This window comes from Dermacoccus sp. BD5, from assembly GCF_044878485.1.
In the GTDB taxonomy this organism is placed as follows: domain Bacteria; phylum Actinomycetota; class Actinomycetes; order Actinomycetales; family Dermatophilaceae; genus Dermacoccus; species Dermacoccus nishinomiyaensis.
This window is the reverse complement of record NZ_JANJER010000006.1, coordinates 114015-140558: the sequence shown is the minus strand read 5'-3', so window position 1 is coordinate 140558 and position 26544 is coordinate 114015. Positions and strand designations below refer to the sequence as shown.

Genomic DNA, 26544 nt, shown 5'->3' with positions numbered 1-26544 from the left:
CGACGGGGCGTGGCAGCGGACGTCAGGGCAGGGAGCCTGGGGCGGACATCGGTCGTCACGGTGAAGGGGCTGCAGCGGCGGCCGCGTCCGGCGTCATCGAACGACTCGGCGCGGTGCATGGGCGAACGCGCCGCCGGTGGCTAGGCTCGGTCGAGAACAGCGCCGTTCGACGGCGCACGTCACGACGAAGGGGATTGGCCATGATCACCGCTCGCGAGGTGCACGACGCCGAGTTTCGCCGCGCCGCGGCCGGCACGCCGGGATACGACGAGGTGGCTGTGGACGACTTCCTCGACCGTGTCATCGCGACGCTGACGGCGCTCGAGCAGGGCCACGGCAGCGTCACCGACGCCGTGACGTCCCACGAGGTCGTGGAGGCGGAGTTTCCCGAGCGAGCCGCCGACGTCAACGGCGGCTACGACATGGACGACGTCGACGACCTGCTCGACCGCGTCGCTCAGCGCCTCTTCGCCGCCGAGACCTCCGGTTCGAACGGCGGCGAGACGCTCCACGCCGACGATGAGTGGGAGCCCGCGAGTGAGTTGAGCGACGACGATCTCGTCGACCCCCGGCGCGACGACGGTGGTGCCCGTGACGCCGCGGCGCTCGCCGTCGCGTCAGGCGCGCCGCGCGACGCGGTTCAGAGTGACACCAGGGCCGACGACGAGTGGCAGAACGCCGTGGTGACCGACGGCGTTCGTTCTGGCGCCGACAATCAGCGTGGTGGCGCGGAGCCCACCCCCGAGCGTGGCTACGACCAGGTCGACGACTCGCGTGGGGGCTCGTTCGGCGAGCCCGGGGTGCGCGTGCCGCAGGTTCGCCCCGACGGCACGTGGGACGAGGAGCCGACCGACGAGACCCGTCACGAGAGGCTCGCCGAGCCCGGCGTGCAGGTGCCGCGGGTGCGTCCCGACGGATCGTGGGATGACGCCGACGAGCACGCTGACCACGAGGCGCCTGCTCTCGCGACTGGCGACGCCGAGTCTGAGGGCGACCCGGCGAGGGGATTCCTCGGTGCGCATGATGACGCGGGCGCTCAGGACGGTCACCGCACCCAGCGTGTGGTCGATGCAGAAGATGTCGCGGGCGACTCAGAGCGGCGCGGCCCCAGTGACGAGCACGACGTCGAGGCAGGTGCGGGCGGCCGCGTCGTTGATGACGCCGTCGAGGGTGACGGGCACGCCGTCGATGACGAACGGACCGTCCAGCAGGGCATCAACCCCGTCGGTGGGGAGCCGCTCGACGAAGTTGCCGACGCGCGCGACGAGGCCCAAGGTGAGGCGTCGCAGGCGTCGGCGCAGGTGCACCCTGTTGGTGGCGGACTCGCCGCTAGCGGCCACGAGCTGATCGACGACGAGGGCGCTGACGACGATTCTGGCCGCGACGCGGTCGCGTCCGCCGACGAGGGCGACGACAGGAGCGACGAGGCGTCGCGAGGCGTGCCGATCGAACGCGTCGAGCGATCGGCCGAGTCGGGCGATCAGCGCGCGGCGACCATCCGTCCTTCGATGGGCCAGTCGTGGACGGGCGGCGCTGCCGACCACGCGTCCACCGAGTCGGCCGCGGACGCGAACCACGTCGATGAGCAGGGCGAAGAGGCCCAGAGCGCAGGTGAGGTGCCCGTCGTACACGAGCCTGTCAGCGAAGAATCGATCATCTCCTACCCTGCGACGGATCATCGGGTTCCGTTGCCTCGCGGCGATGTTCGCCGTGCGATGTCCGACGCTGACCGCCAGGCGGAGGGGCACTACCACCCCGAGTTCAGCGCCTACGCCACGCCCGAGGTCTTCGCCGAGCCCGCCGGCTCCGAGATCCCCCCGATCGAGCCGGCGGCGCCCCGCAGCGACGTGGTTGCCGAGCACCAGAGCGGACCGCGTCACCTCGATGAGACCCGCGTCGGCTCGGCCGCCGACCCCGCAGCCGCGGATTCCGTCCTCGGTCACGCTGGCATGGACGGGGGTGCGTTCGACCGCACGCCGTCCGACGCTACTCCCGCTTCGACGCAGACCGGTGCCACGACCGAGTCGTCGCCGTGGGACGAGCCGATCGTGTCGCGTGACCCGGCCGTCGCGTCTCATCCCTCCGACGTAGCCGCGGACGACCCGTTTGCCGACGAGGCGCCGGTCGCCGCGTTCGACCCGCACGCTGGAAACGATTTCGATCCCTTCGCCCAGCCGAGCGGTCCGACCGCGATGACGCCGCGCCTGCCGTCGCCCGAGGCGGATGGCACGTCGCGTGCTCAGGTGGACGACGCCGGCGCACGCCACGACGAGACCCCCACGTCGCGTGATGCGGTGCCCGGCTCGCGTCGCGAAGCGTCGGCGCACGTGGGTGAGGCGTTCGAGTCGCGTGACGAGACCTCCGCGTCCGACGCCCACACTGCTGCGCCCGATGACGAGTCGTCAGTAACAGGTAACGCAGCCGCCGGGGGAGACGACGAGGCACCCGCGCCGGCATTTGCGGCGCTTCGCAGAGTCGCCCCCGCCAAGGAGGAGGTCGCTCGCGTGCGTGAGCCCCACGACGATCGCGACGCGATGGGCGCCCCGACGCCCGTCGCCGCCGAACTCGCCCGCCGCGCGGCCGAGCGCGAACGCCTCGCGGCTGCAGGCCACGCTGCAGAGGGAGAGTCTGCCGAGACGGCCCGGACGGTGGGTGACTCGTCAGACGCGTCCTCCAGCGTCCCCGCGCCCCAGGTGGACGGATCGGGCGGTGACGCAGCGGCCAGTTCGTCGCCGCAACGTGCCTCCGACGACACGCGGGCCGCGAACGGCGGTCAGGCCCCGTCGAGTGATGATGAAGACGACGCCTGGAGTGTCGGACGTCCGGAGCCCATCGACGCAGCCGAGCCGATCGACGCCGTGAAGCAGCCAGAGACGATCGAGGCGCCCAAGCCGTTGCCGGCGCGGGACGACACGTCCCGCAAGGGCATTCTGCGTCGCATCTTCAGGGGCTGATTCAAGGGCTGGGCGAGGCCACTGACGCGCCGCCCCCGGCGCGTCCATCCTGGTGGGCAACGTGTGACGGGCTGAGGAACCGATGGGCGTTCCCTGACTCGCTGGGCGTTGCCCATCGGCGCGTCGCCACCCTGAGACCACGGTGCTCGGCGCACCGACGACCCCGCGCCGGCGGTGCGTTCTTGCCCCAGGGGCAGCGATGCTCGCCGTCCTGGTCCATCGACGCATCGAACGCCGACCGGCCCGAGGTGATCAGGCTCGCGCGAACTCCAACTCGACGACGCGGTCGAGCGCGTCGAAGGCGACGGGGTGGTGGCTCACCATGACAACGGTGCGCCCGCCACTGGCTTCGAGCAGGTCGCGGATGACGGCGTCGGCGGTCGGGCCGTCGAGGTGAGCGACGGGTTCGTCGAGCGCGATCACGGGGCGTTCGCTCAGCAGCGCACGCGCAATGCCGAGGCGGGCGCGTTCGCCGCCGGAGAGGGAGCGCTCGGTGGCCGTGCCAGCCGTCGCGGCGCCGTCACGACCGGCGCCGACGAGGTACTCGCCGAGATGGGTGTCGAGGCCCTCGGTGAGCTCGTCGAGCCACCCACCGAGGCCGGCGCGACGCAGTGCCGCGCGCACCTCGTCGTCACTCGCACCCGGCTGCGCGAGAAGCAGATTGGCGCCAAGCGTCCCGGCGAACAGGTGCGGGTCGTCGTCGACGAACGCGATGCGCGAGCGCACGGCGTCGGCGTCGAGATCACGCACGTCGACGCCGTCCCAGCGGCAGGTGCCGCCGCTGGGGTCGAGGTGACGGGCGAGGACGGCGAGCAGCGTCGACTTGCCGCACCCGTTCGGGCCGGTGATGGCGAGATGCTCGCCCGGCGCGATCGTCAGCGTGTGCGGGCCGGTGTCGGTGCGCGCGCCCGTCCACGACGCGGTGACGTCGTCGAGTTCGATCGTCGGCGCGCCGTCGGCGACGCCGTGCGTGCCGCGGGCGGCGACGGCGGGGTCCTGCGTCAGCAGCGCCTGCAGACGATCCCGGGCCGCGGCCGAGCGCGCGAACGAACCGACCGCGTCCGGGATGAGCCCGACGACGTCGCCGAGCGCCAGCGGCGTCAGCAGCAGCAGCGCGGCGAACGGCCCGTCGATGGCGCCCGACCTGACCTCGCCGTCGAGCGTCCACGCCATGAGCAGGGTGGCGGCGCCCGTCGCGAGGAGCGTGAGCGCAACACCTGCGGCACGGCCGCGTGCCTGCGCCGTCGCGGCCTTCTCGACGTTCTTCTGCGCGTGCGCGAGCCACGCCATCGGCGCGTCCGTCGCGCCGATCGCCGCGAGTTCGGTGGCGCCGGAGCTCACGAGGTGCGCGACGCGATCGACCTGGCCGCGCGCCTTGAGGGACGCCGCCTGCCCGTGCCGCTCGAGGGCGAGATCCAGCCACCCGACGAGCGCCGCGACGACGATGAACCCGAGCATGACGAACCCGGCCGGCGGATGGATGAGGAACGTCGCGACGAGCGCCACCGCGGCAGCACCGACCGTCGTGATGAGGGGGACGATGACGCGCACCTGGATGTCGACCTCGTCGTCGAGATCGCGCACGACACCGGAGAGCAGATCGGCGCGTCGGCGAGTGCCCAACCGCGCGGGCGTGAGCGGCAGCAGCTGACGGTAGGCCGCCGTGCGCCGCTCGGTGAGGTCGGCCAGCGCCGCGTTGTGCGAGACGAGCCGCTCGACGTACCGGAAGACGGGGCGTCCGATGCCGAACGTGCGCACCGCGACGATCGCCGTCAGCAGCGTGAGGACGATGGGGCGCTGGCTCGCGCGCACGATGAGCCAGCCGGATGTCGCCGTCAGCGCCACGCCGCAGGCGAACGCGAGAGCGCCGATGAGGCCCGCGATGATGACGCCGCGCACCGGCACGAGCAGCGGGCGGCGCTGATCCGGGCGCGATCCGCGCTCGCGCGCGAAGCCGCCTCGCGCGTCGTCGGCGGGTGCCACATCGTCGGGTGTCACATCGGCATGTGTCACGCCCTGGCGTGACGCACTGTTCGAATCGGCTCGTGAGGCAACGCTGCTCATGCCGTCACCTCCTGGTCGTAACGCTGGGGTGAGCGGGCAGAGACGCGCCACTGATGGTCGGCTGCGGCGGCAAGGGCGTCGTCGTGGGTGACGACGACGACCGGCTTGCGCTTGCTCAGCGCGACGATGGCCGAGCGGATGTCGGCGGCGCTCGCCGGGTCGAGGTGGGCGGTCGGTTCGTCGAGCAGGACCATGGCCGCGTCGGAGAGCCAGGCGCGCGTCAGCACGAGACGCGCGCGTTGCCCGGCGGACAAGCCGAAGCCGTTGTCGCCGAGCGATGTTCGCACCCCGTCGGGCATCGACAGGACGACGTCGTCGAACCCCGTGGCCGCCATCGCGGTGCGCATCTCGTCGACGCTCGCGTCGTTGCCGAGCTCGAGGTTGGCACGCACCGACATCGGCGCGATGAACGCACGTTGGCTGACGAGGTGCGTGCTGGGCACCTCGAGGCGCCCCGAATCGGGCCTGCGCGCGCCGGCGAGGATCTCGAGCAGCGTCGACTTGCCGGAGCCGCTCGGTCCGGTGAGGGCCGTGAGGCCGTCGCGGACGACTCCCGTCGTGTGCGTGATCGCGGGCGCGCTCTGGCCCGGGTAGGTGTAGGTGACGCCGCTCATCATGGCGCGCGCGAGGCCGCTCGACGTCTCGGGTGCGGGGGCGTGCCAGGGGCGTTCACGCTCGTCGGCGAGCAGCGAGTCGATGGCCTCGACGCCGTCGGCCGCCGCGTGGAACTCCTGTCCGACGCGACGGATCGGCCAGTAGGCCTCCGGGGCGATGAGGATCGCCATGAGGCCGGTCAGCAGGGAGACGTGGCCGTTCGCGAGGCGCAGGCCGACGGCGACAGCGACCATAGCGACGGAGATCGTCGCGAGCAGGTCGAGGGCTGCGGAGGAGAGGAATGCGATGCGGAGCGTCCGCATCGTCGCGCTGCGGTGGCGATCACCGACCTTGCGCACCTGCTCGACCTGATGGTTGCCGCGCCCGTACGCGACGAGCGTCGGCAACCCGGCAACGACGTCGGCGAAGTGACCGGCGAGCATCGTCGTCTCGACCCAGCGTTCCGCCGTGGCGCGCTGCGTGTACTTGCCGATGAGCGCGGCGAACAGCGGCAGCAACGGCAGGGTGACGATGACGATGAGCGCGCTGCGCCAGTCGACCCACAGCATCGCGACGACGGCGAGCACCGGCACGACGCCCGCGGTGACGAGCGCCGGCAGATAGCGCGCGACGTACGGCTCGACGGCGGCGGCACCCTTCGTCGCCATCGTCAGCATCGCGCTCGGTGCGGGGCGTTCGTCCGCCGTCTGCGTCATCCAGCGGCGCATCGCGGCTTCGCGCAGTGCGCCGGAGACGCGTGCACCCGCGTGGGCTGCCGCGAGTTCGGTTGCGCCGGAGAGCATTCCGCGGGCTGCGAACAGCGCCAGCACCCACAGGCCCGGCGTCAGCAGCGCGTGCCCCTCGACGACGGCGACGACGAGGTGCGCCACCGCCACGGCCTGTGCGATCGCCACGATGCCGCCGAGGCCGCCCAGCAGGGCCAGCACGGCGACCGGGAGGCGGGTGGCGGGCGCGGCGCGCAGCAGGTGGGGGTCGAACGGACGCATGGCCCCATTCTCGCAGCCGACGGTGACAGCCCTCGCAACGGGCGAAACGGGATTTATGAGAGAGCCCTCGGGGAACCTTGTGACCCAACTCACTGCGGCGTGTCCGTGCTGGGTAGGGTGAGCGCGGGAGGGCTTCTCATGGCTGCCGGCACCTGTCGGCGTGCGGTTCGGGAGGCTCGCGCACTCTGCGCCTGCGTCGATCGATCCCGGGCGGCGCGCGCGGACGAAACCAGGACCAGCAGATTCTCAGGAGAACCCATGAGCCGCTCGATTCGTGTCACCAAGGCCGTCGCCGTCGCGTCGTTGTTCGGCGCCGCGACGATCGTGGCGCCCGCCGCCAACGCCGCCCAGGAACCGTCGATGACGATCACTCTCGGTGCGACCGTCACGGGCAAGACGGTCGACGTCGCCTACAAGGACAGCGGCGTCCAGTACTACGCCAACGACGGCCGGAAGGCGATGAGCCGCTACGGCGCGATGGCGTTCTTCGTCGACTACGGCGACGACAGCGACCCCGACGGCTACGACGGTCGCCCCGGCCTCACCTGCGAGACGACCGGCCCGACCTCGCCGTTCCGTGACTCGGTCTCCTCGGGCTACTCGCACACCTACCGCAAGGCGGGCACGTACACGATCACGGCCACCGGCTACTACTGCGGTGAGGGCGGCCTGCAGACGGTCGAGAAGACGACGACGGTCAACATCGCCAAGCCGGCGCCCGCGCCGAAGGTGAGAGCCGCCGCGCACATCGAGTACACGGTGGACGGCCTGACCGCGACCCTCGTGCCCTCCGTCACCGGCACGCAGCACGAGATGAAGTACGGCCGCAACAAGCACGCCAAGTACGGTGTGCCGCTCGTGTACACGATGTCGTTCCCGGAAGGTGCCGAGGTCTCCGGCGGCGCCACGAAGGGTGGCATCAAGCGTGCCACCTGCACGAAGCACGGCTCGGTCGAGTTCGACCCGGTGATGCTGAGCGGCGATCCTGTCGTTGTCACCTTCCCGAAGCCGGGCACCTACGAGGTGACGCTGAGCGCCGATGTCTGCACGAGCCAGCGCATCGTGTCGAAGACTGTGACGATCGTCGTCCCGCCGACGGACCCGACGCCGACGGACCCGACCCCGGAGCCCACGACGCCGACGCCGAAGCCGACCGAGCCGACCCCCACCCCGACGACGCCGGTCCCGACCACGCCTGCTCCGACCACCCCGGTTCCGACGACGCCGGTCCCGACCACCCCGGCTCCGACGACGCCGGTCCCGACCACCCCGGCTCCGACGACGCCGGCTCCGACGACGCCGGCTCCGACCACCCCGGTTCCGACGACGCCGACGACCAACACGACCGTCCCGACGACGACGACGTCGACGACGGCTGCGACCACGCCCGGCACGGGCCCCAAGGTCGAGACCGACCGCATGGGTGACGACACCAACGCCCTTTCGCTCGGCGTCGCGGGTCTCGTCGGTGCGGGTGCGCTCGGCGGCATCGTCGTCGCTCGCCGTCGCCTTCAGCAGTGACGCCGCGGTCCTGAACCGCTGACCACGCCCCACCCTGGCCCTCGCCCGGTGGGGGTGTGGTGCGTCCGGCTGGCCTTCGAATCGGCGCGGATCCCAGGTGCCACGCGGGCTGGACACGACGCGGAGCGCAGGGCCGACGGGGTGTGCGCTCGGACGCCGACGTGCGGCGGGTGCGCTCATCGCCTACTGTCGCGAGCGAATCCCTCCCCCTGAGTTCCCACTGAATCGAAGGCGTCTCGTGGCCATTGACCTCGTCTGGATCGTGCTCGGCTTCGCGCTGCTGCTCGCGGTCTTCCTCCCGACCGCCGTCGAGCGCTTCCCGTTGTCGACGCCGATGGTGCTGCTCGGCGTCGGGGCGCTCGTCGGCCTCGCGCCGATGCCGAAGGGGTTCACGTTCTCGCCGCAGGAGCACGAGGCGTTCGTCCTGCATGCCTCCGAGGCGACGGTGCTCGTCGCGCTCATGGGTGTCGGTCTCGCGCTCGATCGGCCGATGCGCGTTCGCAGCCTGACGTCGTGGCGCGCGTGGGCGCCGACGTGGCGTCTGCTCGCCATCGCGATGCCGCTCGGCATCGTGGGCGTCTCACTGCTCGGCTGGACGCTCGGTCTGGCCGCGCCGACGGCGTTGCTGCTCGCCGCGGCGCTCGCCCCGACGGACCCGGTGCTTGCCTCCGACGTCCAGGTCGATGGGCCGCAGACGGAGGCCACGCAGGAGATGACGCAGGACACCGAGATCGACGAGTCGGACGAGGTGCGGTTCGCGCTGACGTCGGAGGCCGGTCTCAACGACGGTCTCGCGTTCCCGTTCGTCTACGCCGCGATCCTGTGGGCGAGCGAGGGCTCGCCGTCGCACTGGGGGTGGAAGTGGCTCGGTTGGGAACTCGTCGGCAAGGTCGCGCTCGGCGTCGCCGTCGGCCTCGTCGTCGGGTGGGTGCTCGGCAAGCTGTTCTTCCGGCTGCCGGCGAAGAAGTATCGCCTCGCCGACGCCGGTGAGCCGCTCGCCGCGCTCGCGGCGATCATGTGCTCGTACGGGCTGACGGAGCTCGCCGGCGGGTACGGGTTCCTCGCCGTGTTCGTCACGGCGATGGCGATGCGTCAGGCCGAGCGCGGCCACCGCTACTACGCGGACATGCACGCGTTCATCGAACGTCTCGAGCAGATCCTCACCCTCGTCATGCTCCTGCTGCTCGGCGCGGCGGCGACGAACGGTGTTCTCTCGCACGCTGATTGGCGCAGTGCCGTCATCGTCGCGGCCCTCATCCTCGTCATCAGGCCCGGCGGGGCGTGGCTGTCGCTGCTCGGGCGGCGCGACGACACGGCGGAGGCCGTCGGCCTGACGACGGGGGAGCGCTGGATCACGTCGTTCTACGGCGTGCGCGGCATCGGCTCGATCTTCTACATCGCGTACGCGACGGGGCACGCCGACTTCGCGGGCAGCGACTGGCTGTGGTCGACGATCGCCCTCGCCATCATCGTCAGCGTCGTCGTGCACGGCTCCACCGTCACGCCCGCGATGAACTGGCTCGAACGTCACCGCACGAACCACCGTCGGGTGCTCGCGGACGCTTGATCCACCGGCGCCCCGGCGGCGCCTGCGCTGCACCCCGGCACCGGGCTGGCCGGGCCGCACACGCGGGCGCGTTTTCCTCACCCCTCGAGGTGAAAAACTGCGTGCAGGAATGCTTCTGGGGGCCGGTGGTGTTGTGATCGATGAGAGAGCTCATCGATCTGAAGGAGACACCTCATGGCCTACCGCACCGAGAACCCCGCCACCGGCGTCGTCGAGAAGGAGTACACCTCCGCGACGGATGCTGACGTCACCCGCGCCATCGAGCGCGCCGACGCCGCGTTCGGCACGTGGCGCACGACGGACGCGTCCGAGCGCGCCTCCGTCCTCGCCAAGGTCGCCGACATCTACGACGAGCGCGCCGACGAGCTCGCCCGCGTCATCGGCGCCGAGATGGGCAAGCCGCTCGCGCAGGCGCAGGGTGAGGTCGCGCTCGCGTCGTCGATCTTCCGCTGGTACTCCGAGCACGGTGAGGAGCTGCTCGTCGAGGAGCAGCTGAACATCGGCGACGACGCGAAGTCGCTCGTCGTCACCGACCCGATCGGTGTGCTCATGGGCGTCATGCCCTGGAACTTCCCGCACTACCAGGTCGCGCGGTTCGTCGCGCCGAACCTCATGCTCGGCAACACGATCCTGCTCAAGCACGCCTCGATCTGCGCGCGCACGGCCGAACTGATCGAGGAGATCCTCCACGCCGCGGGTGTGCCGCAGGATGCCTACATCAACCTGTTCGTCAGCAACGAGCAGATCACGTCGATCATCGAGGACCCGCGCGTGCGCGGCGTCTCGCTGACCGGTAGCGAGGGCGCCGGCAAGGCCGTCGCCGAGACCGCGTCGCAGAACCTCAAGAAGAGCGTCCTCGAACTCGGTGGCTCGGACGCGCTCATCGTCCTCGACGACGTCGACGTCGCCGAGACGGCGAAGGCCGTCGCCACCGCGCGCATGAGCAACGCCGGGCAGGCCTGCAACTCCCCGAAGCGCATCTTCGTTCCGTCGACGATGTTCGACGACTTCGTCAACGGCGTTGTCGCCACCGTCGAGGGCATGAAGGTCGGCAACCCGGACGACGAGGGCACGGACATGGGCCCGCTTTCGTCAGTCGAGGCTCGCGACGACGCGATCGCCCAGGTCGAGCGCGCCGTCGAGCAGGGTGCGACCCTGCGCACGGGTGGCACGGCGCTCGAGCAGGACGGCGCCTGGATGGCCCCCGCCGTGCTCACCGGTGTCACGCGTGAGATGGACGCCTTCAAGGAGGAGATCTTCGGCCCCGTCGCCGTCGTCTACTCCTACGACTCGATCGACGAAGCCGTGGAGCTCGCCAACGACTCCTCCTTCGGCCTGTCCGGCTCCGTCTGGGGCAAGGACACCGACAAGGCGGAGCAGATCGCCCGACGCCTCGAGGTCGGCATGGCCTATGTCAACGAGCACGGCACGACGAAGGCCGGCCTGCCATTCGGTGGTGTGCGCCGCTCCGGTTACGGGCGTGAGCTCGGACGCTGGGGCTTCGGCGAATTCGCCAACACGAAGCTCGTCCGCGTCGCCAAGTGATCGATGCGTCGTGACCCGCGACGCGAGGAGGAAATAACCATGACTCGTTTCACCCGACTGATCGAGTCCGTCCGGTCACTCGCCGAGCCGGCCCCGCCTGCGACCCGTGGGCAGGAGGTGGCCCGTCTCGGCCTCGGAGCCTTCATGTCGTTCGCCGGTGTCTCGCACCTGACGTTCGCCCGCAAGGACTTCCAGGCGCAGGTGCCGGACTGGTTCCCGATGGACAAGGACGTCGTCGTCCTCGCCTCCGGTGTCGTCGAGGTCGCGTTCGGTGCGGCGATGCTCACCCTGCCGCAGCGTCGCGCTGCGGTGGGGGTGGCGCTCGCCGCCTTCTACGCCGCGATCTTCCCCGGCAACATCAGCCAGTACGCGGAGCGGCACGACGCCTTCGGCCTCGACACCGACACCAAGCGCCTCGTCCGCCTGTTCGGCCAGCCCGCCCTCATCGCTGCGGCGCTGTCGGCGGCCGGCTTCCCCCGACGCGGCTCGCGTCGCTGATCTCACCGTTTCGCACCCAAGCGAAGGAGACCCCAATGTCAGACACCACGCAGCTCACGTAGACCGAGAAGGCCAACCTCGACCTCGCGCACGAGTACACATGCGCCCTGTTCCGCGTCGAAGACGGCGAGCTCGTCGAATTCGTCAAGGAGTGGAACAAGCTGCCGATGTGGCAGCAGCTCGGCTGGCCGATCGAGGAGTGCCTCACCTACCACGAGTGACGACTCGCCCCGATGCGGACGCCGCTCACTGAATCACCAAGGAGATTGACATGTCCAACGTTCTCTTCGTCGTCACCGGCGCCCGCTCCTGGACCCTGGCCGACGGCTCGAGCGTCCCGACGGGTTACTGGGCGGAAGAACTTCTCACCCCCTACCGTCTGATCACCGGGGCAGGTCACTCGGTCACGTTCGCCACGCCCGGCGGTGTGACGCCGGTGGCCGATGAGGTCAGCCTCGCCCCCGACGCGAACGGCGGCGCTGACGTGCGTCCTGACCTCGACGCGATCGACGGCCTGCAGCACCCCATGAAGCTCGAGGACGTCGTCCTCGGCGACTATGACGCGGTGTTCTACCCGGGTGGGCACGGCCCGATGGAAGACCTTGCGCAGGACGCCACGTCCGGCAAGCTCATCGCGGACGCACTCGAGGGCAGCAAGCCTGTCGCCATCGTGTGCCACGGCCCGGCAGCGCTGCTTCCGGCGCGGACGTCGGCGGGCGAGACCGTCGTCGCCGGACGCAAGATCACCGGCTTCTCGAATGAGGAGGAGAAGGCCGCCGGCAAGGCTGACAAGGCCAAGTGGTTGCTGGAGGACCGGCTGCGCGAACTCGGCGCCGACGTCTCGACCGGCCCCGCCTGGCAGCCGTTCACCGTCGTCGACGGTGACCTGCTGACGGGTCAGAACCCGGCATCGTCCGAGGCGCTCGCCAAGAAGCTGCTCGAGCGCCTGAGCTGAGCCTGGCTGCGCCACGCGCGAACATGCTGAAGGCGCCTGGATCCCCATGGGGTCCAGGCGCCTTCGGTGTTCACGGGCGGCCGGCGAACGGCCGATTGGGCTCGGCTCTCACGTGGCGTGGCGCCTCGTCGTGCGAGATGAACGGGCTCAGTCCGATGCCCCGCGCATCATGGGGATGCTCGCGACGAGGACGACCAGCGAGGTGAGCGCGCAGAAGAGAGCCAGGCTCGCGCTGATGGACAGGCGTGTCGTGAGCAACCCCGCCAGCACGACGGGGATCGTGATGCCGATGTAGGCGGCCAGGAAGACACCAGCCACGCTTCCCCCGGTGTGTCCGGCCTCGCTGACCGCGGAACCGACGGCGACAGCACTTTGGAAGAGCAGGCCGATCCCGGCCCCCGCCATGACCGCGCCGCCTGCGTACAGGACGAAGGGGTGGGTGAGTGCGGACGCCGCGACGCACCCGAGGCCGGCGACGGCGAACAGGACGCCGCACGCGATCTTCGTTCGCGGGTTGGGGATCGGAAGGGCGACCTGGGCCAGTGCAGATGCCCCCATGGCGAGGAAGGCGACCACGCCGCACACGAGCGGAGACGAGCGATGTGCGACGTGCGCCAAGAACGTCCCCGTCATCGACGTCAGGATGCCCAGTGCAGCGAAGGCCGCGCCGGCCACGACCTGCGCTGAGCGAAAACGGGCTTCATGACCTGGTCGGACGACGGCGCGCTGCGGTCGATACCTCGGGCGCTCGTTCGCCGGGGTTGCCGGGTTGGTCTCGGGAACCAACGTGAGCGCGAGGCCCACCCCGGCGAGCAGGACGAAGAAGACCACGTAGGGCGTCCTCAAGGGGGCCGGGGCCCACTGCACGAGGACTCCACCGACGAGGGGGCCGAGGGCCAGCCCGCCAGTGTTCACGCTCGAGGCCACCGTCGAGGCGAAACTGCTCGGCTCGTGCGGGCGATGAACGCGCCGCAATTCACCGAGCATCGCTGTTGCTGCCGGAGTCAGTATGCCGATCCCCACACCACACAGCAGCCGGGCGACCAACAGCGCCGGCACGGACGGCGAACCGATGAAGATCGCCGCGCTCACCAGAGAGACTGCGGTGGCGATCGCGATCATGCGGCGTCGCCCGAACTGGTCACTCAGGTGGCCCGCGAGGTAGAGGCTTGCCATGACGCCCAGCCCGTAGGCCGCGAAGATGGCGGTGATCATCACGGTGGGGAAGTGATCGTGGCGTTGGTAGAGCGGATAGATCGGCGTCGGCACGGTCGAGTAGGCCATGAGGATGGGAAACGCCGCAGCGAGAAGCCAGAAACCGCGGGCGTGGCGCTCAGCGGCCGCAGGCGTGGTGGGTGTCGTGGTCACGGGGTCAGGATGATACGGGAGCGTCGCGAGAACGACGGCACGAGCTCTTTCGCTTCGTTCTTGTTGATCCCATGCACTCGTCGGTCCATGGCGGACGACGCAGCAAGCGCCACCATCCCGCTCGGGGTGGTGGCGCTTGCTGTTGCACCTTCGCTCACAGCGAAGTCATGGGGCGATCGTGGGCCAGGACGTGAGTCGTCAGTGGACCTTGATCGGGTCGGGGCGGCTCGGGTCGACCGCCTTGGGGATGTGACGCGTCGTGATGCGCTTGCGGAACACCCAGTACGTCCAGCTCTGGTAGATGAGGACGATCGGGGTGAAGATCAGCGCGACCCACGTCATGATGACGAGCGTGTGGTGCGAGCTCGCCGCGTTCGTCGTCGTCAGCGACCACGCCGGGTTCGTCGAGCTCGGCATGACGTTCGGGAACAGCATGAGGAAGTACGTCAGAACGAACAGGGCGATCGCGACGAACGTGCACAGGAACGCCAGGCCCTCCTTGCCGCGCATGTTGAAGAACAGCCCGGTGAGGAAGATGACGGCGAGTGCGACGGTCGTGATCCACGACCACACCGAGCCGCCTTCGATGCCCAGCCACAGCAGCAGGACGACGGCGGCGACGGCGGCCGCGAGGCCGATCTTCGTGCCGAGCGCGCGAGCGTCGTGACGGATGGCGCCGTCGGTCTTGAGCGCGACGAAGAAGCAGCCGTGCGTCATGAACACGAGCATCGTCGTGACGCCGCCGAGAAGCGACACCGGGTTGAGCATGGTGAGCAGGTTGCCCGTGTACTCCATGTCCTGGTTGATCGGCAGGCCGTGGACGATGTTCGTCAGCGCGACGCCCCAGAGGATCGCCGGCAGGAACGAACCGAACACGATGGCGGCGTCCCAGCCGCGGCGCCAGCCGTCGGAGTCACGCTTGTGGCGGTACTCGAAGCCCATGTTGCGCACGATGAGCGCGACGAGGATGAGCAGCAGCGGCAGGTAGGCGCCCGAGAACAGCGTCGCGTACCAGTTCGGGAACGCGGCGAAGGTCGCGCCACCAGCAGTGAGCACCCACACCTCGTTGCCGTCCCAGACCGGGCCGATCGTATTGAGCATGACGCGGCGGCGTCGCTCGTTCTCGCCGATGTGGTCGGTGACCGGGTCGGTGACGCCAGTCGCCTCCGCCTTGCCTTTGCCGAGCACGGGAAGCAGCATGCCAACACCGAAGTCGAAGCCCTCGAGGACGAAGTAACCCGTCCAGAGCACGCCGATGATGATGAACCAGAAAGTGGTGAGTTCCATCGTTCAACCTCGCCTATCAGTACGCGAACGCGAGTTCGTCATCGTCGGAACCGGCGGAGCCGTGGCCATCGTCGTGACCACCGGGCAGATCCTCACCGTCGGAGGCGACGGGCTCGGCGCCCTTCTTCATGTAGTCCATGAACAGCTTCACCTCGACGACGGCGAGTGCGCCGTACAGCAGTGTGAAGACGATCATCGACGTCAGCACCTCACCCGAGGTGACGCTCGGACTGACGCCCTGCTTCGTCGTCATGAGGCCGTTGACGATCCACGGCTGACGGCCGATCTCGGTGAAGATCCAGCCGATGCTCATCGCCGCGACCGGCGACAGCGCGCCGACGAGGGCGGCCGGGCCCATCCAGCGGTTCGTCGCGTTGCGGCCCTTGCGGGTCAGCCACAGCACCCAGCAGGCGATGAGCATGGAGATCGCGCCCCAACCCATCATCCAGCGGAAGCTCCAGTACGACCACATGATGTTAGGCGCGTACGTGTCCGCCGCCGTCAGCTCGTTGCCGCTGTACTTGGCCTTCTGGGATTCCTCGAGGTTGTTGATGCCCTCGACCTTGCCGTGGAAGTCACCCGTCGCGAGGAACGACAGCAGGTTGGGCACGGTGACCGCGAACTTCTCCTGCTTGCCGTCACGCGTACCGACGGTGAAGATCGAGAACGGCGCGTCCTTCTCCTGCGTCTCGTACAACGCCTCGGCGGCAGCCATCTTCATCGGCTGCACCTCGGTCATGACCTTGCCCTGCAGGTCGCCGGTGATGACGACGAACAGGCTCGAGACGAGCAGGACGATCGCGCCGACGCGCGAGCCCTTGCGGTACATCGTGAGGTCGTCGGAGGTCGACGCCAACTTCGTCGCGCCCGTCGAACCGTCGGAACGGCCTTCGAGAGTTTCACCCTTGATTGCTTCGGCAGCAAGAGTGCGCTTGCGCAGATTCCACAGCATGACGCCCATGACGACGGCGCCACCGACCATGTACGAGCTCGCGATGACGTGCGGGAACGTGACGAGCTGGACCTTGTTCGTCAGGACGGCGACGAAGTCGGTGAGCTCCGCGCGGTGCGTCGTCGGGTTGTACTTGTAACCGACGGGGTTCTGCATGAACGAGTTCGCGGCGAGGATGAAGTACGCCGACAGCACCGTGCCGATGTGGACGATCCAGATCGTCGCGGCGTGCAGCTTCTTCGGCAGTCGGCCCCAGCCGAAGATCCACAGACCGAGGAACGTCGACTCGAGGAAGAACGCGAGCAGCGCCTCGATCGCGAGCGGCGCGCCGAAGATGTCGCCGACGAAACGCGAGTAGTCGCTCCAGTTCATGCCGAACTGGAACTCCTGCACGATGCCGGTGACGAGACCGAGCGCGAAGTTGATCGTGAACAGCTTGCCGAGGAACTTCGCGACCCTCAGATGCTGCGTGTTACCCGTGCGCAACCATGCGGTGTGGTAACCGGCGACGACGGCAGACAAGCCGATCGTGATCGGCACGAACAGGAAGTGGTAGACCGTCGTGATGGCGAACTGCCATCTCGCCAGCTCCAAGGCATCCATGAGTGACCCCTCGACGAGACGAATGTGAAGACTTTCACAACCACGCTACGGGGTGAGTTCCGCAATCCGTGGGGACCATGGTCCTGACGTAGGCGTGTCGTGCCTCACGCGGCGCCCGAACCGGCGGCCGGCCACGCGTCAGGTCGTGGCCTCGCCGGACGGTGACGGGTCCGGCGCCATCTCCCCACCGTCGAGAGCGCCGACGGGGCGCGGCACCGCGATCTTCTCGTTCCAGCGTGAGAACGTCGCCGTGCCCAGGTCGTCCGTGCCCGCGGCCTCGTCGACGACCTTGAGGAGGTCGTGCGTGTCGTCGGTGGTCACCCAGGCGCGAGTGTCTCCGTCAGCGCTGACGATCTTGTACGCCGGCCTGCCGTCGAGCGTCTCGGGCGTCAGGGTGCCGTCGCCGAGGTGACCCCACTTGGCGTCGGTGGTGTCGCCCATGGCCTCGATGTACGACTTGGCGCTGAGGTCGGACAGGTCCTTCTGGGCGAAGGCGCTTTCGGGCACCTTGATCCACCGGTTCGCCGGTGGGCTCGAGCCCTGGAGGGACGGGTCGTCCTTGTCGACGGAATCCCAGTACGTGCGATCGCCCTTGAGGTAGACGTCATGGGAGATGCGACGCATCGTCACGTGGCCCACCTCGTCACCCTCGTAGGACATCTCCGACGGCTCGCCGTCCAGCTCGCCGAGGAAGGTGGCCCTGGGGCCGGAGCCGTCCGCGCTGTCCGTTCCCGTCAACGACAGGGAGGTGTAACCGCGCACCGACTGCTGGGTGCGCGACCAGACATCCTTCGCGCTCGGCTGTTCCGCAGGGGCCGAGGCGCTCATCGATGCGGTGCCTGGTGCCGTCGAGCTCCCCGACGGGCCCTTCACCGGACCCGACGCGGGCTGCCCCGCGTCATGCCCCATCGTGCAGCCGCTCAGCACCACCACCGTCACGGCGATGGTGCTGAGCGTGCGGGACGCGGGCAACGCGGTCGTCCTGTCGGGGAGGCGGGGGACACCTCAGCTGCCCATCGCGTCCGTGATGGACGTGGCACCGCTCGGTGCCTTGATGCCGTAATCCTTGTCGTGCGACAGGAACGTCACCGTCTTCATCGACTCATCGGACTTCGCCGACGAGCCCGACGTGGAGGCGACGGAGGCGCTGTCGAAGCCCTCGGTCTTGAGGATGTCGCGGCGATCCTCCTGCGACACCCACGCGGTGACCTTCTTGTCCTCACTCTGGATCTTCCAGGCATCCTTGCCGTCGACCTTGTCCTCCGACACGGTGGCCTTGTCGGAGAGCAGCTTCTTGTTCGGCTCCGAGGAGTCGTTCTTGATGTTGTCGATGAGTTCCTTGAACCCGGTGTTGGACGAACCGTCCGCCGGCATCTCGAGCCACTTGTCGGCGATCTTGTCCGTGTTGGATGCCGCGGGCGAACCCGAACTCGTCTGCGTGAAAAAGGCCTTGTTGGCCTTCATGTAGTTCTTGGAGTCAACTGTGATGAGGTCCATCGTGCCGTCGCCGATCTTGCCGCTCATCTCGAGCTTGCCGCCTTTGACGTCGCCTTTGGCCGTCATCGTGGCCGGCTTGCCGTCCGAGGTGCCTTCGCCCTTGAGCTCGAGGCTCTTGTAGGCGCCGGCGGTGTCCTGGGCCTTGTTCCAGGCGTCCTTGGCCTTCGGAGCCTCCTTGCTCGAGCAGCCGGTGACACCGGCTGCCGTGCCGGCCGCGAGGACGAGGGCGAGGGCGGACGTGCGGAGCTTCGTCATGGTTTTCCTCCCAGAGAAGTTGGATGTGCCCCCAGTGTTGCAGGTGGCCTTCACCGTTCAGACGTGTCGGGCGCCGTCATCGTGCCCTTCGTCGCCGAGGGAGTCGAGCGGTGGGTGCCCCGGCATGATCGTGTGCGTCGTTCGGGCCGCGCGCTGCCGGCGTGCGGAAAGGAATTTGCGCGCGCCACTAATCTTGACGTCATGGACGCCATCTCCGCACTGACCGGTCATCTGAGCAACGCGATCGCCTCGGCCCTCGGTGACGAGTGGCGCGACGCCGACCCCGTCATCCGTCCTGCGAACAAGAAGCAGACGAGCGCCGACGTGCAGGTCAACGCGGCGATGGCGCTCGCGAAGAAGGTCGGCAAGAACCCGCGCGAGGTGGCGTCTGCGATCGTCGAGGCGCTGCGCGCGGACGACGAGGTCATGGCACTCGTCGACGACGTCGAGATCGCCGGGCCCGGCTTCCTCAACATCACGCTGTCGACGGATTGGGTCGCGGCGCAGGCGTCGACGATCCTCGCGGACGGCTCGCTCGGCGTCGCGCCGGCAGCGAAGACCGAGATCATCCCGATCGACTACTCCTCGCCGAACGTCGCGAAGGAGATGCACGTCGGGCACCTGCGCACCACCGTCGTCGGGGATTCGCTGGCGCGTGTGCTCGAGCGGCTCGGGCACACCGTCATCCGGCAGAACCACGTCGGCGACTGGGGCACGCCCTTCGGGATGCTCATCGAGCACCTTCTCGAGGTGGGCGAGGATTCGCCGGAGGCGGCGCTGCTCGAGAGCGACCCGAACGCGTTCTACCAGGCGGCGCGCACCAAGTTCGACACGGCCGAGAAGGCCGAGCCCGCCGGTTCGAAGGGTGACTTCAACACGCGGGCCCGCAAGCGCGTGACGTTGCTGCAGGGCGGTGACCCCGAGACGCTCGCGCACTGGAACAAGCTGATGGAGCGCTCGAAGGCGTACTTCAACAAGGTCTACGGGTTGCTCGGCGTGACGTTGACCGACGCCGACCTCGCTGGTGAGTCGACGTACAACGACGAGCTCGCGGGCATCTGCGACGACCTCGAGTCGCGTGGCATCGCCGTCGTCTCCGACGGGGCGCTGTGCATCTTCCAGGACGAGTTCACCGGGCGCGACGATGCGCCGGTGCCGCTCATCATCCGCAAGTCCGACGGCGGGTACGGCTACGCGACGACCGACCTCGCGACGGTGCGTCACCGCTCGTTCGACCTCCAGGGCGATCGGATGGTGTACGTCGTCGGCGCGCCGCAGAACTTGCACTTCCGCATGACGTGGGCCGCCGCCGACAAGGCCGGCTACATCCGCCCCGAGTCGACGCCGATCCACGTGCAGATCGGGTCGGTGCTCGGCAAGGACGGCAAGATGTTCAAGACGCGCTCGGGCGACTCGGTGCTGCTCATGGACCTGCTCGGCGAGGCCGTCGACCGCGCCGCGGGCGTCGTCAGCGAGTCGAAGGCGGAGATGAGCGACGAGGAGCGCGCCGTCGTCGCGCGTCAGGTCGGCATCGGCGCGGTGAAGTACGCCGACCTGTCGGTCTCGCACGACTCGGAGTACATCTTCGACTTCGACCGCATGCTGGCGTTGACGGGCAACACCGGCCCCTACCTCCAGTACGCGGCGACGCGCATTCGCTCGATACTCGCGCGTGCCGCCGAGGCGGGGTACTCGCCAGCGGCGGAGATCACGCTGGGCGAGGACGCCGAACGCGCCCTCGCGTTGAAACTGCTCGACTACGGCGCCGTCGTGGCTGCCGTCGGCGAGTCGTTGGAGCCGCATCGCCTCGCCGGTTACCTGTTCGAACTGGCGACGACGTTCACGGCGTTCTACGAGAAGTGCCCGGTGCTCAAGGCTGATGACGACGACGTCCGTGCGTCGCGTCTGGCGTTGTGCGAACTGACGCTGGGCGTCCTCGTCGACGGATTGTCGCTGCTGGGCATCGAGACGCCCGAGAAGATGTGACGCTCGGGGCCCTCTCGAACCTGCCCCATCGGCGATTTACCTCCACATTCGCTCGATCCTGCAGGAGCGTCACGGATGTTCCGGGCGGGGCTCGAACCAACGGAACGTCAGGTTGATGCGGGGTTCGGTCACTCGCGTGCGTTTCGGAACGGCGTGCTGCCAGGCGCTCTGCGAGTCCTCGCGCATGACGACGAGGCGCCCGTGCGTGAGTGTAAGCGTCTCCTTCAGGGTGTGATCGTCCTTGCGGCGCATGACGAAGTCGCGCGTGGCGCCGAGCGAGACACTTGCGATGGTGGGCGCAGGGCCCAACTCGGCTTCGTCATCGCTGTGCCAGGAGATGGAGTCCTGGCCGTCGCGGTAGAGGTTGAGCAGCACCGAGTTGTAGGGCGCTCCGGTGTCGGCGGCCAGACGCTCCCGCAGCGCGGCGAGCTTGGGCGTCCACGCGTTCGGCGGCTGTGTCGAGCCGGAGAAGGTGTACGGCGCGTCGGCGTACCAGGCGATGAGGCGTGGCATCGCGATCATGCGGCCGTACATGGTGAGCGACGACGTCCGCCAGGGTGTCGCGCCGACGAGGTGCGACATGAGGTGGTCCGCCTCCTCCGTCGACAGATACGTCGCGCGCAGCTCGATCGGTGCCTCGCCCATGCCGCCCCTTCCCTGGCAGGTGCCCGCCCCCATGATGCGGCACGACGCACGAGTGGGGCATCCCGACGTCGCCCTTCCTCACTCGAGCGATTCCACGCATGGGTGGGGCATCACGAGGCGCGTAACCTCACCTCGGCGCGACAGCGGTGAAGACCGCGACGACGAAGCCGTCGTCATGCGCGGGGGAGCGCATCTCCCACGTCGAGAAGCGCGCGTCGAGGCGCCAGCCGGCGGCGTCGGCGTCGTCGAAGAACTGCTCGAACGTGTAGCCGCGGCCCGCGCCGAAGCCGACGGCGAGGCGCCCGCCGTCACGCACGCACTGACGCATCGCGGCCAGGCCGTCGCGGCGTGCGTCGTCCGGCATGAACGGCATGACGTTGCCCGCGCAGACGATCGCGTCCAACGGCGTGACGTCGAGATCGTCGAGGGACAGCCGTGCGAGGTCGACCACCTCGAAACGCAGCGACGGGTGGTCCTCGCGTGCGGCGGCGATGAGGACGGGGTCGAGGTCGACGCCGACGACGTCATGCCCGAGGGCACTCAACGCGGCGGCCACACGTCCCGGCCCGCAACCCGCGTCGAGAATGCGTGAGCCGGGCGTGACGAGCGCGTTGCGAGCCGCGCCTCGCCACCGAGGTCGTCGCCGCGCGCCGCCATGGCGCGGATGCGGTCGACGTACCACTGCGAACGCGTCGGATCCTCGCTCACCCACTCCGCCCAGCTCGGGTTCTCGCGTCGCGACTCGCGCGTCGGCTCGGTCATGCCAGTCTCCTCGTCGTGGGTCGCACGTCTGCTTCCATCATCGGGGCCGGGGGCACAGGACGGCGCGTGGTTCGGCGCCTCGCCGAAGCCTGAACATGCGGGGCACGGACTCGAGAGACCGTGCCATGCGGTTTCCGAACGGCGTCGGCTCAGCCCCCGAAGCCGTTCGGGTTGGCCGACTGCCAGCGCCACGTGTCAGTGCACATGTCGTCGATGGTCTTCTGGGCCTTCCAACCGAGTTCTTCGCGAGCGCGCGTGGGGTCGGCGAACGTCGTCGGCAGGTCGCCCGCACGTCGCGGCCCGACCTCGTAGGGCAGTTCGCGGCCGCACGCCCGCTCGAACGCGTGCAGCAACTCGAACACGCTCGTGCCCTCACCCGTGCCGAGGTTGAACGCGCGCGCCGAATCGTCCATGGCGTCAAGATGATCCAGCGCCGCGACGTGCCCTGCCGCGAGATCGACGACGTGGATGTAGTCGCGCTCGCCGGTGCCGTCCTTCGTGTCGTAGTCGTCGCCGAAGACCCCGAGCTTCTCGCGGCGCCCGACGGCGACCTGCGCGATGTACGGCATGAGGTTGTTCGGGATGCCGCTCGGATCCTCACCGATCAGCCCCGACGAGTGCGCGCCGATCGGGTTGAAATAACGCAGCAGCGCGGCCTTGAAACCGGGCGAGGCAGCGGCGACGTCGGTGACGATCTGCTCGATCATCGCCTTCGTCCAGCCGTACGGGTTCGTGGCGCGCAGCGGCTCGTACGTCTCGCTGTACGGCAGCGGCGCGTCGGGCCCGTACACCGTCGCCGACGACGAGAACACGAACTTCTCGACGCCGTGCGCCGTCATCGCCGACAGCAGCGAGAACGTCGAGTCGAGGTTGTTCGTGTAGTACATGAGCGGCTTCTCCACGCTCTCACCGACGGCCTTGTACCCCGCGAAGTGGATGACGGCGTCCGGCTTCACCGAGGCGACGAGGGCACTCGTCGCGGCAGCGTCCGTCAGGTCGATCTCGTGCAAGTCGATCGAGCGGCCGGCGATCTTCTCCAGGCGCGGCAGCACGGCCGGGCTCGAGTTCGAGAAGTTGTCGGCGATGACGGGTTCGTGCCCCGCCTCGATCAGGGCAAGGACGGTGTGGGATCCGATGTAGCCGGCACCACCGGCAACGAGTACGCGCATGACCTCAGCCTAGGCGCCCCACCCGCCGAGAACGATGAGACGCGGCTGTGCGCCGGCCCAGGGCATCTCGGGCATCAAGGGCGCCGCGGCCGTAGCCGACATCCCCAGCGCCCCGCGGCGAGGGCTCACCGATACGTGATGAGCGAACGATCCCCGCCGAGATGAGCGTGGTCGTTGAGGCTCACTGCGGTGAGCGCCGACCCGGCAAGCACCGTCGTCACGCCCGTGTTGACGGTCACCTCGTTGAGGCGCCGCCACACCGTCGCCGCACCGTCAGGCAACGCCGCGGGCAGCGTCGATGCCGGTGACGGCGCCGTCAGCAGCCCCGCGGCGACCCACGCGATCGGCCCGCCGGAGCTGACGACGACGGCGCTGCGCCCCGACTCGAGGCGCGAGGTCACGCGCCCGAGCGCGAGCGCGACGCGGTCGCGGAACTGCGAGAACGTCTCGGGATAGTCGTCGTCGAAGTCGCCACTCGCCCAACGCGATGCGGCCGCGACGAACATCTCCTGAAACGCCTTGCGCGGGTGACGGTGACGCGCGAGGTCGGCGCGCATGACGGCGTGGTTGCGGTACGCGGGCTTGTACGCCTCGATGATCGCGTCGTGGTCGTACTCGTTCCACCCCGCATCCGTGCTGACGTCCGACTCCCACCCGGCGGCTTCCCACAGCCGCGACCCGGTGAGTTGCTGACGCCGCATCGTGCCCGTGACGAGGACGTCGGGCGTCACGCCGCGCGCCGCCAACCCCTCGCCGGCGAGGCGTGCCTGACGTTCGCCGAGCTCCGACAGCTGGTCGTATGCCGCGCGCGACGGCCCGGCCTGCCCGTGCCGCACGAGGTGGATGACGCTCACGACAGCCGTCCCGCGCGTCGCATGAGGCGCCGGCAGCGCCATTCGAGGTAGATCACCAAGCCGCGAAACTGCTTGAACGCGGGGTTGCTCGTCTGACCGTTCGCATACCGGTAGTAGATCTGCTGGGCGATGACGGCGAGTCGGAACAGGCCGAAGATCTCGTAGAACAGCTGATCCTTGGGGCTGATCGCACGCCCTGACGCGTGCGCGTAGTACTGCCACACCTCGTCGCGCGTGAGCATGCCGGGCGCGTGCGTGGGCTGACGGCGTGAGCCGCGCATGATGCGGTCATCGTCGGCCTGCACCCAGTAGGCGAGGGCGCCGCCGAGATCCATGAGCGGGTCGCCGAGCGTCGCCATCTCCCAGTCGAGGACACCGATGACGCGCGTCGGGTCGTCGTGCGCGAGGACGAGGTTGTCGAAGCGGAAATCGTTGTGAATCAGGCAGTTTCCGACGTCGTGTGGCTGGTGCTCGTCGAGCCAGGCCATCACCTTCTCGAACGATCCGGTGCCGTGACGCACACCGTGCGTACGTGCCTTGCGGTAGCGCGCCGACCATCCGTCGACCTGCCGCTTGACGTACCCCTCCCCCTTGCCGAAGCGCTCAAGCTCGGTGCCGGCGACGTCGATCGAGTGCAACGCGACGAGCTGGTCGATCGCGGCGGTGCACAGTGCCCGCACCTCGGCCTCGCCGAGACCCAGCTCAGCGGGAATGTTCTTGCGCAGGATGATGCCGTCGAGGCGCTCCATGACGTAGAAGTCGCTGCCGATGACGCCGGCGTCGTCGCAGAACGCGATCATCGGCGCGACGGCGGGGAACACGGGCGCCAGCGCGCGTTGGATGTCGTGCTCACGGCGCATGTCGTGCGCGCCCTTCGCCTTCGTGCCCGCCGGCGGACGACGCAGGATGAGGTCACGGGTCGGGTAACGCAGCAGATACGTCAGATTGCTCGCGCCGCCGGTGAACTGCTTGACCTCCGGCGCCGCGTCGAGTCCGCTCGTGTCTGCGTCGGGGTGCGCGTGCTCACGCAGCCATGCGGCGACGCGTTCGACGTCGAACGCATCCTCGCTGCGCACGTCGGAGGCGTTCGTCGCGACGTCGTCGACGGGCGCCGCCGTGGGGGCGGTGGGGGCCGAGGGAGCGCCAGGAGTGTCCGGGGCCGGGCTCACTTGGCCTCACCCTTCACGGCGGCCAGGTAAGGCTTGAGCTCGGCGCGCGCGACCATGCCGAGGTGCACCTCGTCGGGGCCGTCCGCGAGACGCAGCGAACGCGCCGTCGCATAAGCGGACGTCAGGGGGAAGTCGTCGCTCATGCCGCCGCCGCCGTGCATCTGGATGGCGAAGTCGATGACGTCGCAGGCGATCTGCGGCACGACGGCCTTGATGGCGCTGACGTCGACGCGCGCGCCTTCGGTGCCGTAGGCGTCCAGCTTCGCTGCCGCGTTCTGCACGAGCAGACGCGCCATGTCGATGTCGATGCGGGCCTTCGCGATGCGCTCGCGGTTGCCGCCGAGCTGCACGAGGGGCTTGCCGAACGCGACGCGCTCGGTGCCACGACGGCAGGCGCGCTCGAGCGCCATCTCGGCGAGCCCGATGAGGCGCATGCAGTGATGGATGCGGCCCGGGCCGAGGCGTCCCTGCGCGATGGCGAACGCCTGACCCGGCCCCGACAGCACGTTGGACGCCGGCACGCGGACGTTCTCGAGCGACACCTCGCAGTGCCCGAGCGGCTCGTCGAGCTGACCCATGACGGGCAGCGCACGCTCGATCGTCACACCGGGCGCGTCGGCCGGCACGAGAACCATCGAGTGCTGGGCGTGACGCGGTGCGTCCGGGTCGGTCAGACCCATGAAGACGAACACCTTGCAGTCGGGGTGCGCTGCACCGGAACTCCACCACTTGCGGCCGTTGATGACGATCTCGTCGCCGTCGACCTCGGCGCGCGCCGCCATGTTCGTCGCGTCCGAACTCGCGACCGCGGGCTCCGTCATGAGGAACGCCGAACGAATCTTTCCCTCGAGCAGCGGCACGAGCCACTCCTCCTGCTGCTCGCGCGTGCCGTACTTGAGCAGCACCTCCATGTTGCCGGTGTCGGGGGCGTTGCAGTTGAAGATGAGCGGCGCGAGCGCCGTGCGGCCCGTCTTCTCCGCGATGGCGGCATAATCGACGTTGGAGAAACCCTTGCCGCCACGCGTGCCGAAGCGTGCGGCCCACTCGTCGCCGTGCTCGCCGGCGGGCAGGAACAGGTTCCACAGCCCCGCTTCGCGCGCCTGCGCCTTGAGCTCGTCGATCTTCGGGTGCACGACGAACGAGTTCTCGCCGCGAGCGCGCATCGAGGCGTAGTCGCGCGTGATCTCGGCCTCGGCGGGCTCGATCCTCTCGCGCACGAAGGTGTCGACGTCTGCGGCGATCTCGGCCGCGCGGGGCGAAACGGTGAGGTCCATGTCTTGACCGTAACCCCT

At 69.2% G+C, this 26544-nt stretch carries 21 protein-coding genes; 7 read left to right on the top strand and 14 right to left on the bottom strand.

Annotation, left to right across the window (positions count from 1 at the left end; all coding sequences use genetic code 11):
- Positions 1 to 200: 200 nt before the first annotated feature.
- Entirely contained in the window at positions 201 to 2954 is a 2754-nt protein-coding gene (locus tag NQ706_RS06690) for a DivIVA domain-containing protein (protein WP_038566611.1), read from the top strand.
- A 252-nt stretch (positions 2955 to 3206) separates the two neighbouring features.
- Here the strand turns inward: NQ706_RS06690 and cydC are convergent, their stop codons facing one another.
- Positions 3207 to 5018 (bottom strand): thiol reductant ABC exporter subunit CydC, encoded by a 1812-nt coding sequence (gene cydC, locus NQ706_RS06685; RefSeq protein WP_081873551.1) that lies wholly within the window; start codon positions 5016 to 5018, stop codon positions 3207 to 3209.
- Positions 5015 to 6619, bottom strand: a complete 1605-nt coding sequence (gene cydD / locus NQ706_RS06680; protein ID WP_038566614.1) for a thiol reductant ABC exporter subunit CydD — start codon at positions 6617 to 6619, stop codon at positions 5015 to 5017. The genes cydC and cydD overlap by 4 nt, the downstream gene beginning before the upstream one ends.
- A gap of 258 nt (positions 6620 to 6877) precedes the next feature.
- On the opposite strand from cydD, the gene NQ706_RS06675 reads away from it, so the two are divergent.
- The 5 genes from NQ706_RS06675 to NQ706_RS06655 all read left to right on the top strand — a co-directional run bounded on the left by NQ706_RS06675 (position 6878) and on the right by NQ706_RS06655 (position 12705).
- Entirely contained in the window at positions 6878 to 8140 is a 1263-nt protein-coding gene (locus NQ706_RS06675) for a hypothetical protein (RefSeq protein WP_038566616.1), read from the top strand.
- A 238-nt stretch (positions 8141 to 8378) separates the two neighbouring features.
- The gene (locus NQ706_RS06670) at positions 8379 to 9707 is read left to right on the top strand and encodes a sodium:proton antiporter (RefSeq protein ID WP_038566619.1); all 1329 of its coding nucleotides are present in this window, start codon (positions 8379 to 8381) and stop codon (positions 9705 to 9707) included.
- Between the two features lie 174 nt (positions 9708 to 9881).
- A complete protein-coding gene (locus NQ706_RS06665; protein ID WP_038566622.1) occupies positions 9882 to 11252 on the top strand; it encodes an NAD-dependent succinate-semialdehyde dehydrogenase in 1371 nt (456 codons plus the stop codon).
- Positions 11253 to 11291: 39 nt separating this feature from the next.
- Positions 11292 to 11750, top strand: coding sequence for a hypothetical protein (locus tag NQ706_RS06660; protein ID WP_006947037.1), 459 nt, complete (start codon positions 11292 to 11294; stop codon positions 11748 to 11750).
- A gap of 271 nt (positions 11751 to 12021) precedes the next feature.
- Positions 12022 to 12705, top strand: coding sequence for a type 1 glutamine amidotransferase domain-containing protein (locus NQ706_RS06655; protein ID WP_038566624.1), 684 nt, complete (start codon positions 12022 to 12024; stop codon positions 12703 to 12705).
- 147 nt (positions 12706 to 12852) lie between these two features.
- On the opposite strand, the gene NQ706_RS06650 is transcribed toward NQ706_RS06655, so the two are convergent.
- From NQ706_RS06650 to NQ706_RS06630, 5 genes are all read right to left on the bottom strand, one after another.
- Complete coding sequence (locus NQ706_RS06650; protein ID WP_038566636.1) at positions 12853 to 14073, bottom strand: MFS transporter; 1221 nt, start codon at positions 14071 to 14073, stop codon at positions 12853 to 12855.
- A 198-nt stretch (positions 14074 to 14271) separates the two neighbouring features.
- A complete protein-coding gene (cydB, locus tag NQ706_RS06645) occupies positions 14272 to 15360 on the bottom strand; it encodes a cytochrome d ubiquinol oxidase subunit II (RefSeq protein ID WP_006947079.1) in 1089 nt (362 codons plus the stop codon).
- A 16-nt stretch (positions 15361 to 15376) separates the two neighbouring features.
- Positions 15377 to 16915, bottom strand: a complete 1539-nt coding sequence (locus NQ706_RS06640) for a cytochrome ubiquinol oxidase subunit I (protein ID WP_038566639.1) — start codon at positions 16913 to 16915, stop codon at positions 15377 to 15379.
- Between the two features lie 138 nt (positions 16916 to 17053).
- Entirely contained in the window at positions 17054 to 17743 is a 690-nt protein-coding gene (locus NQ706_RS06635) for a hypothetical protein (RefSeq protein WP_038566642.1), read from the bottom strand.
- A gap of 177 nt (positions 17744 to 17920) precedes the next feature.
- Positions 17921 to 18667: a hypothetical protein gene (locus NQ706_RS06630; protein WP_038566644.1), complete on the bottom strand. Its 747-nt coding sequence runs from the start codon at positions 18665 to 18667 to the stop codon at positions 17921 to 17923.
- Positions 18668 to 18868: 201 nt separating this feature from the next.
- On the opposite strand from NQ706_RS06630, the gene argS reads away from it, so the two are divergent.
- On the top strand, positions 18869 to 20653 hold the full coding sequence (argS, locus tag NQ706_RS06625) for an arginine--tRNA ligase (protein ID WP_006947076.1): 1785 nt from the start codon (positions 18869 to 18871) through the stop codon (positions 20651 to 20653).
- A 69-nt stretch (positions 20654 to 20722) separates the two neighbouring features.
- On the opposite strand, the gene NQ706_RS06620 is transcribed toward argS, so the two are convergent.
- From NQ706_RS06620 to NQ706_RS06590, 7 genes are all read right to left on the bottom strand, one after another.
- Positions 20723 to 21298, bottom strand: a complete 576-nt coding sequence (locus tag NQ706_RS06620) for an alpha-ketoglutarate-dependent dioxygenase AlkB (RefSeq protein WP_051805528.1) — start codon at positions 21296 to 21298, stop codon at positions 20723 to 20725.
- 127 nt (positions 21299 to 21425) lie between these two features.
- The gene (locus NQ706_RS06615; protein ID WP_338032966.1) at positions 21426 to 21854 is read right to left on the bottom strand and encodes a class I SAM-dependent methyltransferase; all 429 of its coding nucleotides are present in this window, start codon (positions 21852 to 21854) and stop codon (positions 21426 to 21428) included.
- A complete protein-coding gene (locus NQ706_RS06610) occupies positions 21839 to 22060 on the bottom strand; it encodes a hypothetical protein (RefSeq protein WP_338032967.1) in 222 nt (73 codons plus the stop codon). The genes NQ706_RS06615 and NQ706_RS06610 overlap by 16 nt, the downstream gene beginning before the upstream one ends.
- 149 nt (positions 22061 to 22209) lie before the next feature.
- Entirely contained in the window at positions 22210 to 23229 is a 1020-nt protein-coding gene (gene galE, locus NQ706_RS06605; RefSeq protein WP_006947110.1) for a UDP-glucose 4-epimerase GalE, read from the bottom strand.
- A 125-nt stretch (positions 23230 to 23354) separates the two neighbouring features.
- Positions 23355 to 24083: a histidine phosphatase family protein gene (locus tag NQ706_RS06600; RefSeq protein WP_038570111.1), complete on the bottom strand. Its 729-nt coding sequence runs from the start codon at positions 24081 to 24083 to the stop codon at positions 23355 to 23357.
- The gene (locus tag NQ706_RS06595) at positions 24080 to 25252 is read right to left on the bottom strand and encodes a phosphotransferase family protein (protein WP_038566649.1); all 1173 of its coding nucleotides are present in this window, start codon (positions 25250 to 25252) and stop codon (positions 24080 to 24082) included. The genes NQ706_RS06600 and NQ706_RS06595 overlap by 4 nt, the downstream gene beginning before the upstream one ends.
- Positions 25249 to 26526 carry an acyl-CoA dehydrogenase family protein gene (locus NQ706_RS06590; protein WP_038566652.1) on the bottom strand — a complete coding sequence of 426 codons (1278 nt, stop codon included), beginning with the start codon at positions 26524 to 26526 and terminating at the stop codon, positions 25249 to 25251. The genes NQ706_RS06595 and NQ706_RS06590 overlap by 4 nt, the downstream gene beginning before the upstream one ends.
- Between the last annotated feature and the right edge of the window lie 18 nt (positions 26527 to 26544).

What these genes read in the sequence shown, in the direction of transcription:
- NQ706_RS06690 (WP_038566611.1), top strand. Translation starts at nt 201, where the DNA reads ATGATCACCGCTCGCGAGGTGCACGACGCCGAGTTTCGCCGCGCCGCG.
- cydC (WP_081873551.1), bottom strand. Translation starts at nt 5,018, where the DNA reads ATGAGCAGCGTTGCCTCACGAGCCGATTCGAACAGTGCGTCACGCCAG.
- cydD (WP_038566614.1), bottom strand. Translation starts at nt 6,619, where the DNA reads ATGCGTCCGTTCGACCCCCACCTGCTGCGCGCCGCGCCCGCCACCCGC.
- NQ706_RS06675 (WP_038566616.1), top strand. Translation starts at nt 6,878, where the DNA reads ATGAGCCGCTCGATTCGTGTCACCAAGGCCGTCGCCGTCGCGTCGTTG.
- NQ706_RS06665 (WP_038566622.1), top strand. Translation starts at nt 9,882, where the DNA reads ATGGCCTACCGCACCGAGAACCCCGCCACCGGCGTCGTCGAGAAGGAG.
- NQ706_RS06660 (WP_006947037.1), top strand. Translation starts at nt 11,292, where the DNA reads ATGACTCGTTTCACCCGACTGATCGAGTCCGTCCGGTCACTCGCCGAG.
- NQ706_RS06655 (WP_038566624.1), top strand. Translation starts at nt 12,022, where the DNA reads ATGTCCAACGTTCTCTTCGTCGTCACCGGCGCCCGCTCCTGGACCCTG.
- cydB (WP_006947079.1), bottom strand. Translation starts at nt 15,360, where the DNA reads ATGGAACTCACCACTTTCTGGTTCATCATCATCGGCGTGCTCTGGACG.
- NQ706_RS06640 (WP_038566639.1), bottom strand. Translation starts at nt 16,915, where the DNA reads ATGGATGCCTTGGAGCTGGCGAGATGGCAGTTCGCCATCACGACGGTC.
- NQ706_RS06635 (WP_038566642.1), bottom strand. Translation starts at nt 17,743, where the DNA reads ATGAGCGCCTCGGCCCCTGCGGAACAGCCGAGCGCGAAGGATGTCTGG.
- NQ706_RS06630 (WP_038566644.1), bottom strand. Translation starts at nt 18,667, where the DNA reads ATGACGAAGCTCCGCACGTCCGCCCTCGCCCTCGTCCTCGCGGCCGGC.
- argS (WP_006947076.1), top strand. Translation starts at nt 18,869, where the DNA reads ATGGACGCCATCTCCGCACTGACCGGTCATCTGAGCAACGCGATCGCC.
- NQ706_RS06620 (WP_051805528.1), bottom strand. Translation starts at nt 21,298, where the DNA reads ATGGGCGAGGCACCGATCGAGCTGCGCGCGACGTATCTGTCGACGGAG.
- NQ706_RS06610 (WP_338032967.1), bottom strand. Translation starts at nt 22,060, where the DNA reads ATGACCGAGCCGACGCGCGAGTCGCGACGCGAGAACCCGAGCTGGGCG.
- galE (WP_006947110.1), bottom strand. Translation starts at nt 23,229, where the DNA reads ATGCGCGTACTCGTTGCCGGTGGTGCCGGCTACATCGGATCCCACACC.
- NQ706_RS06590 (WP_038566652.1), bottom strand. Translation starts at nt 26,526, where the DNA reads ATGGACCTCACCGTTTCGCCCCGCGCGGCCGAGATCGCCGCAGACGTC.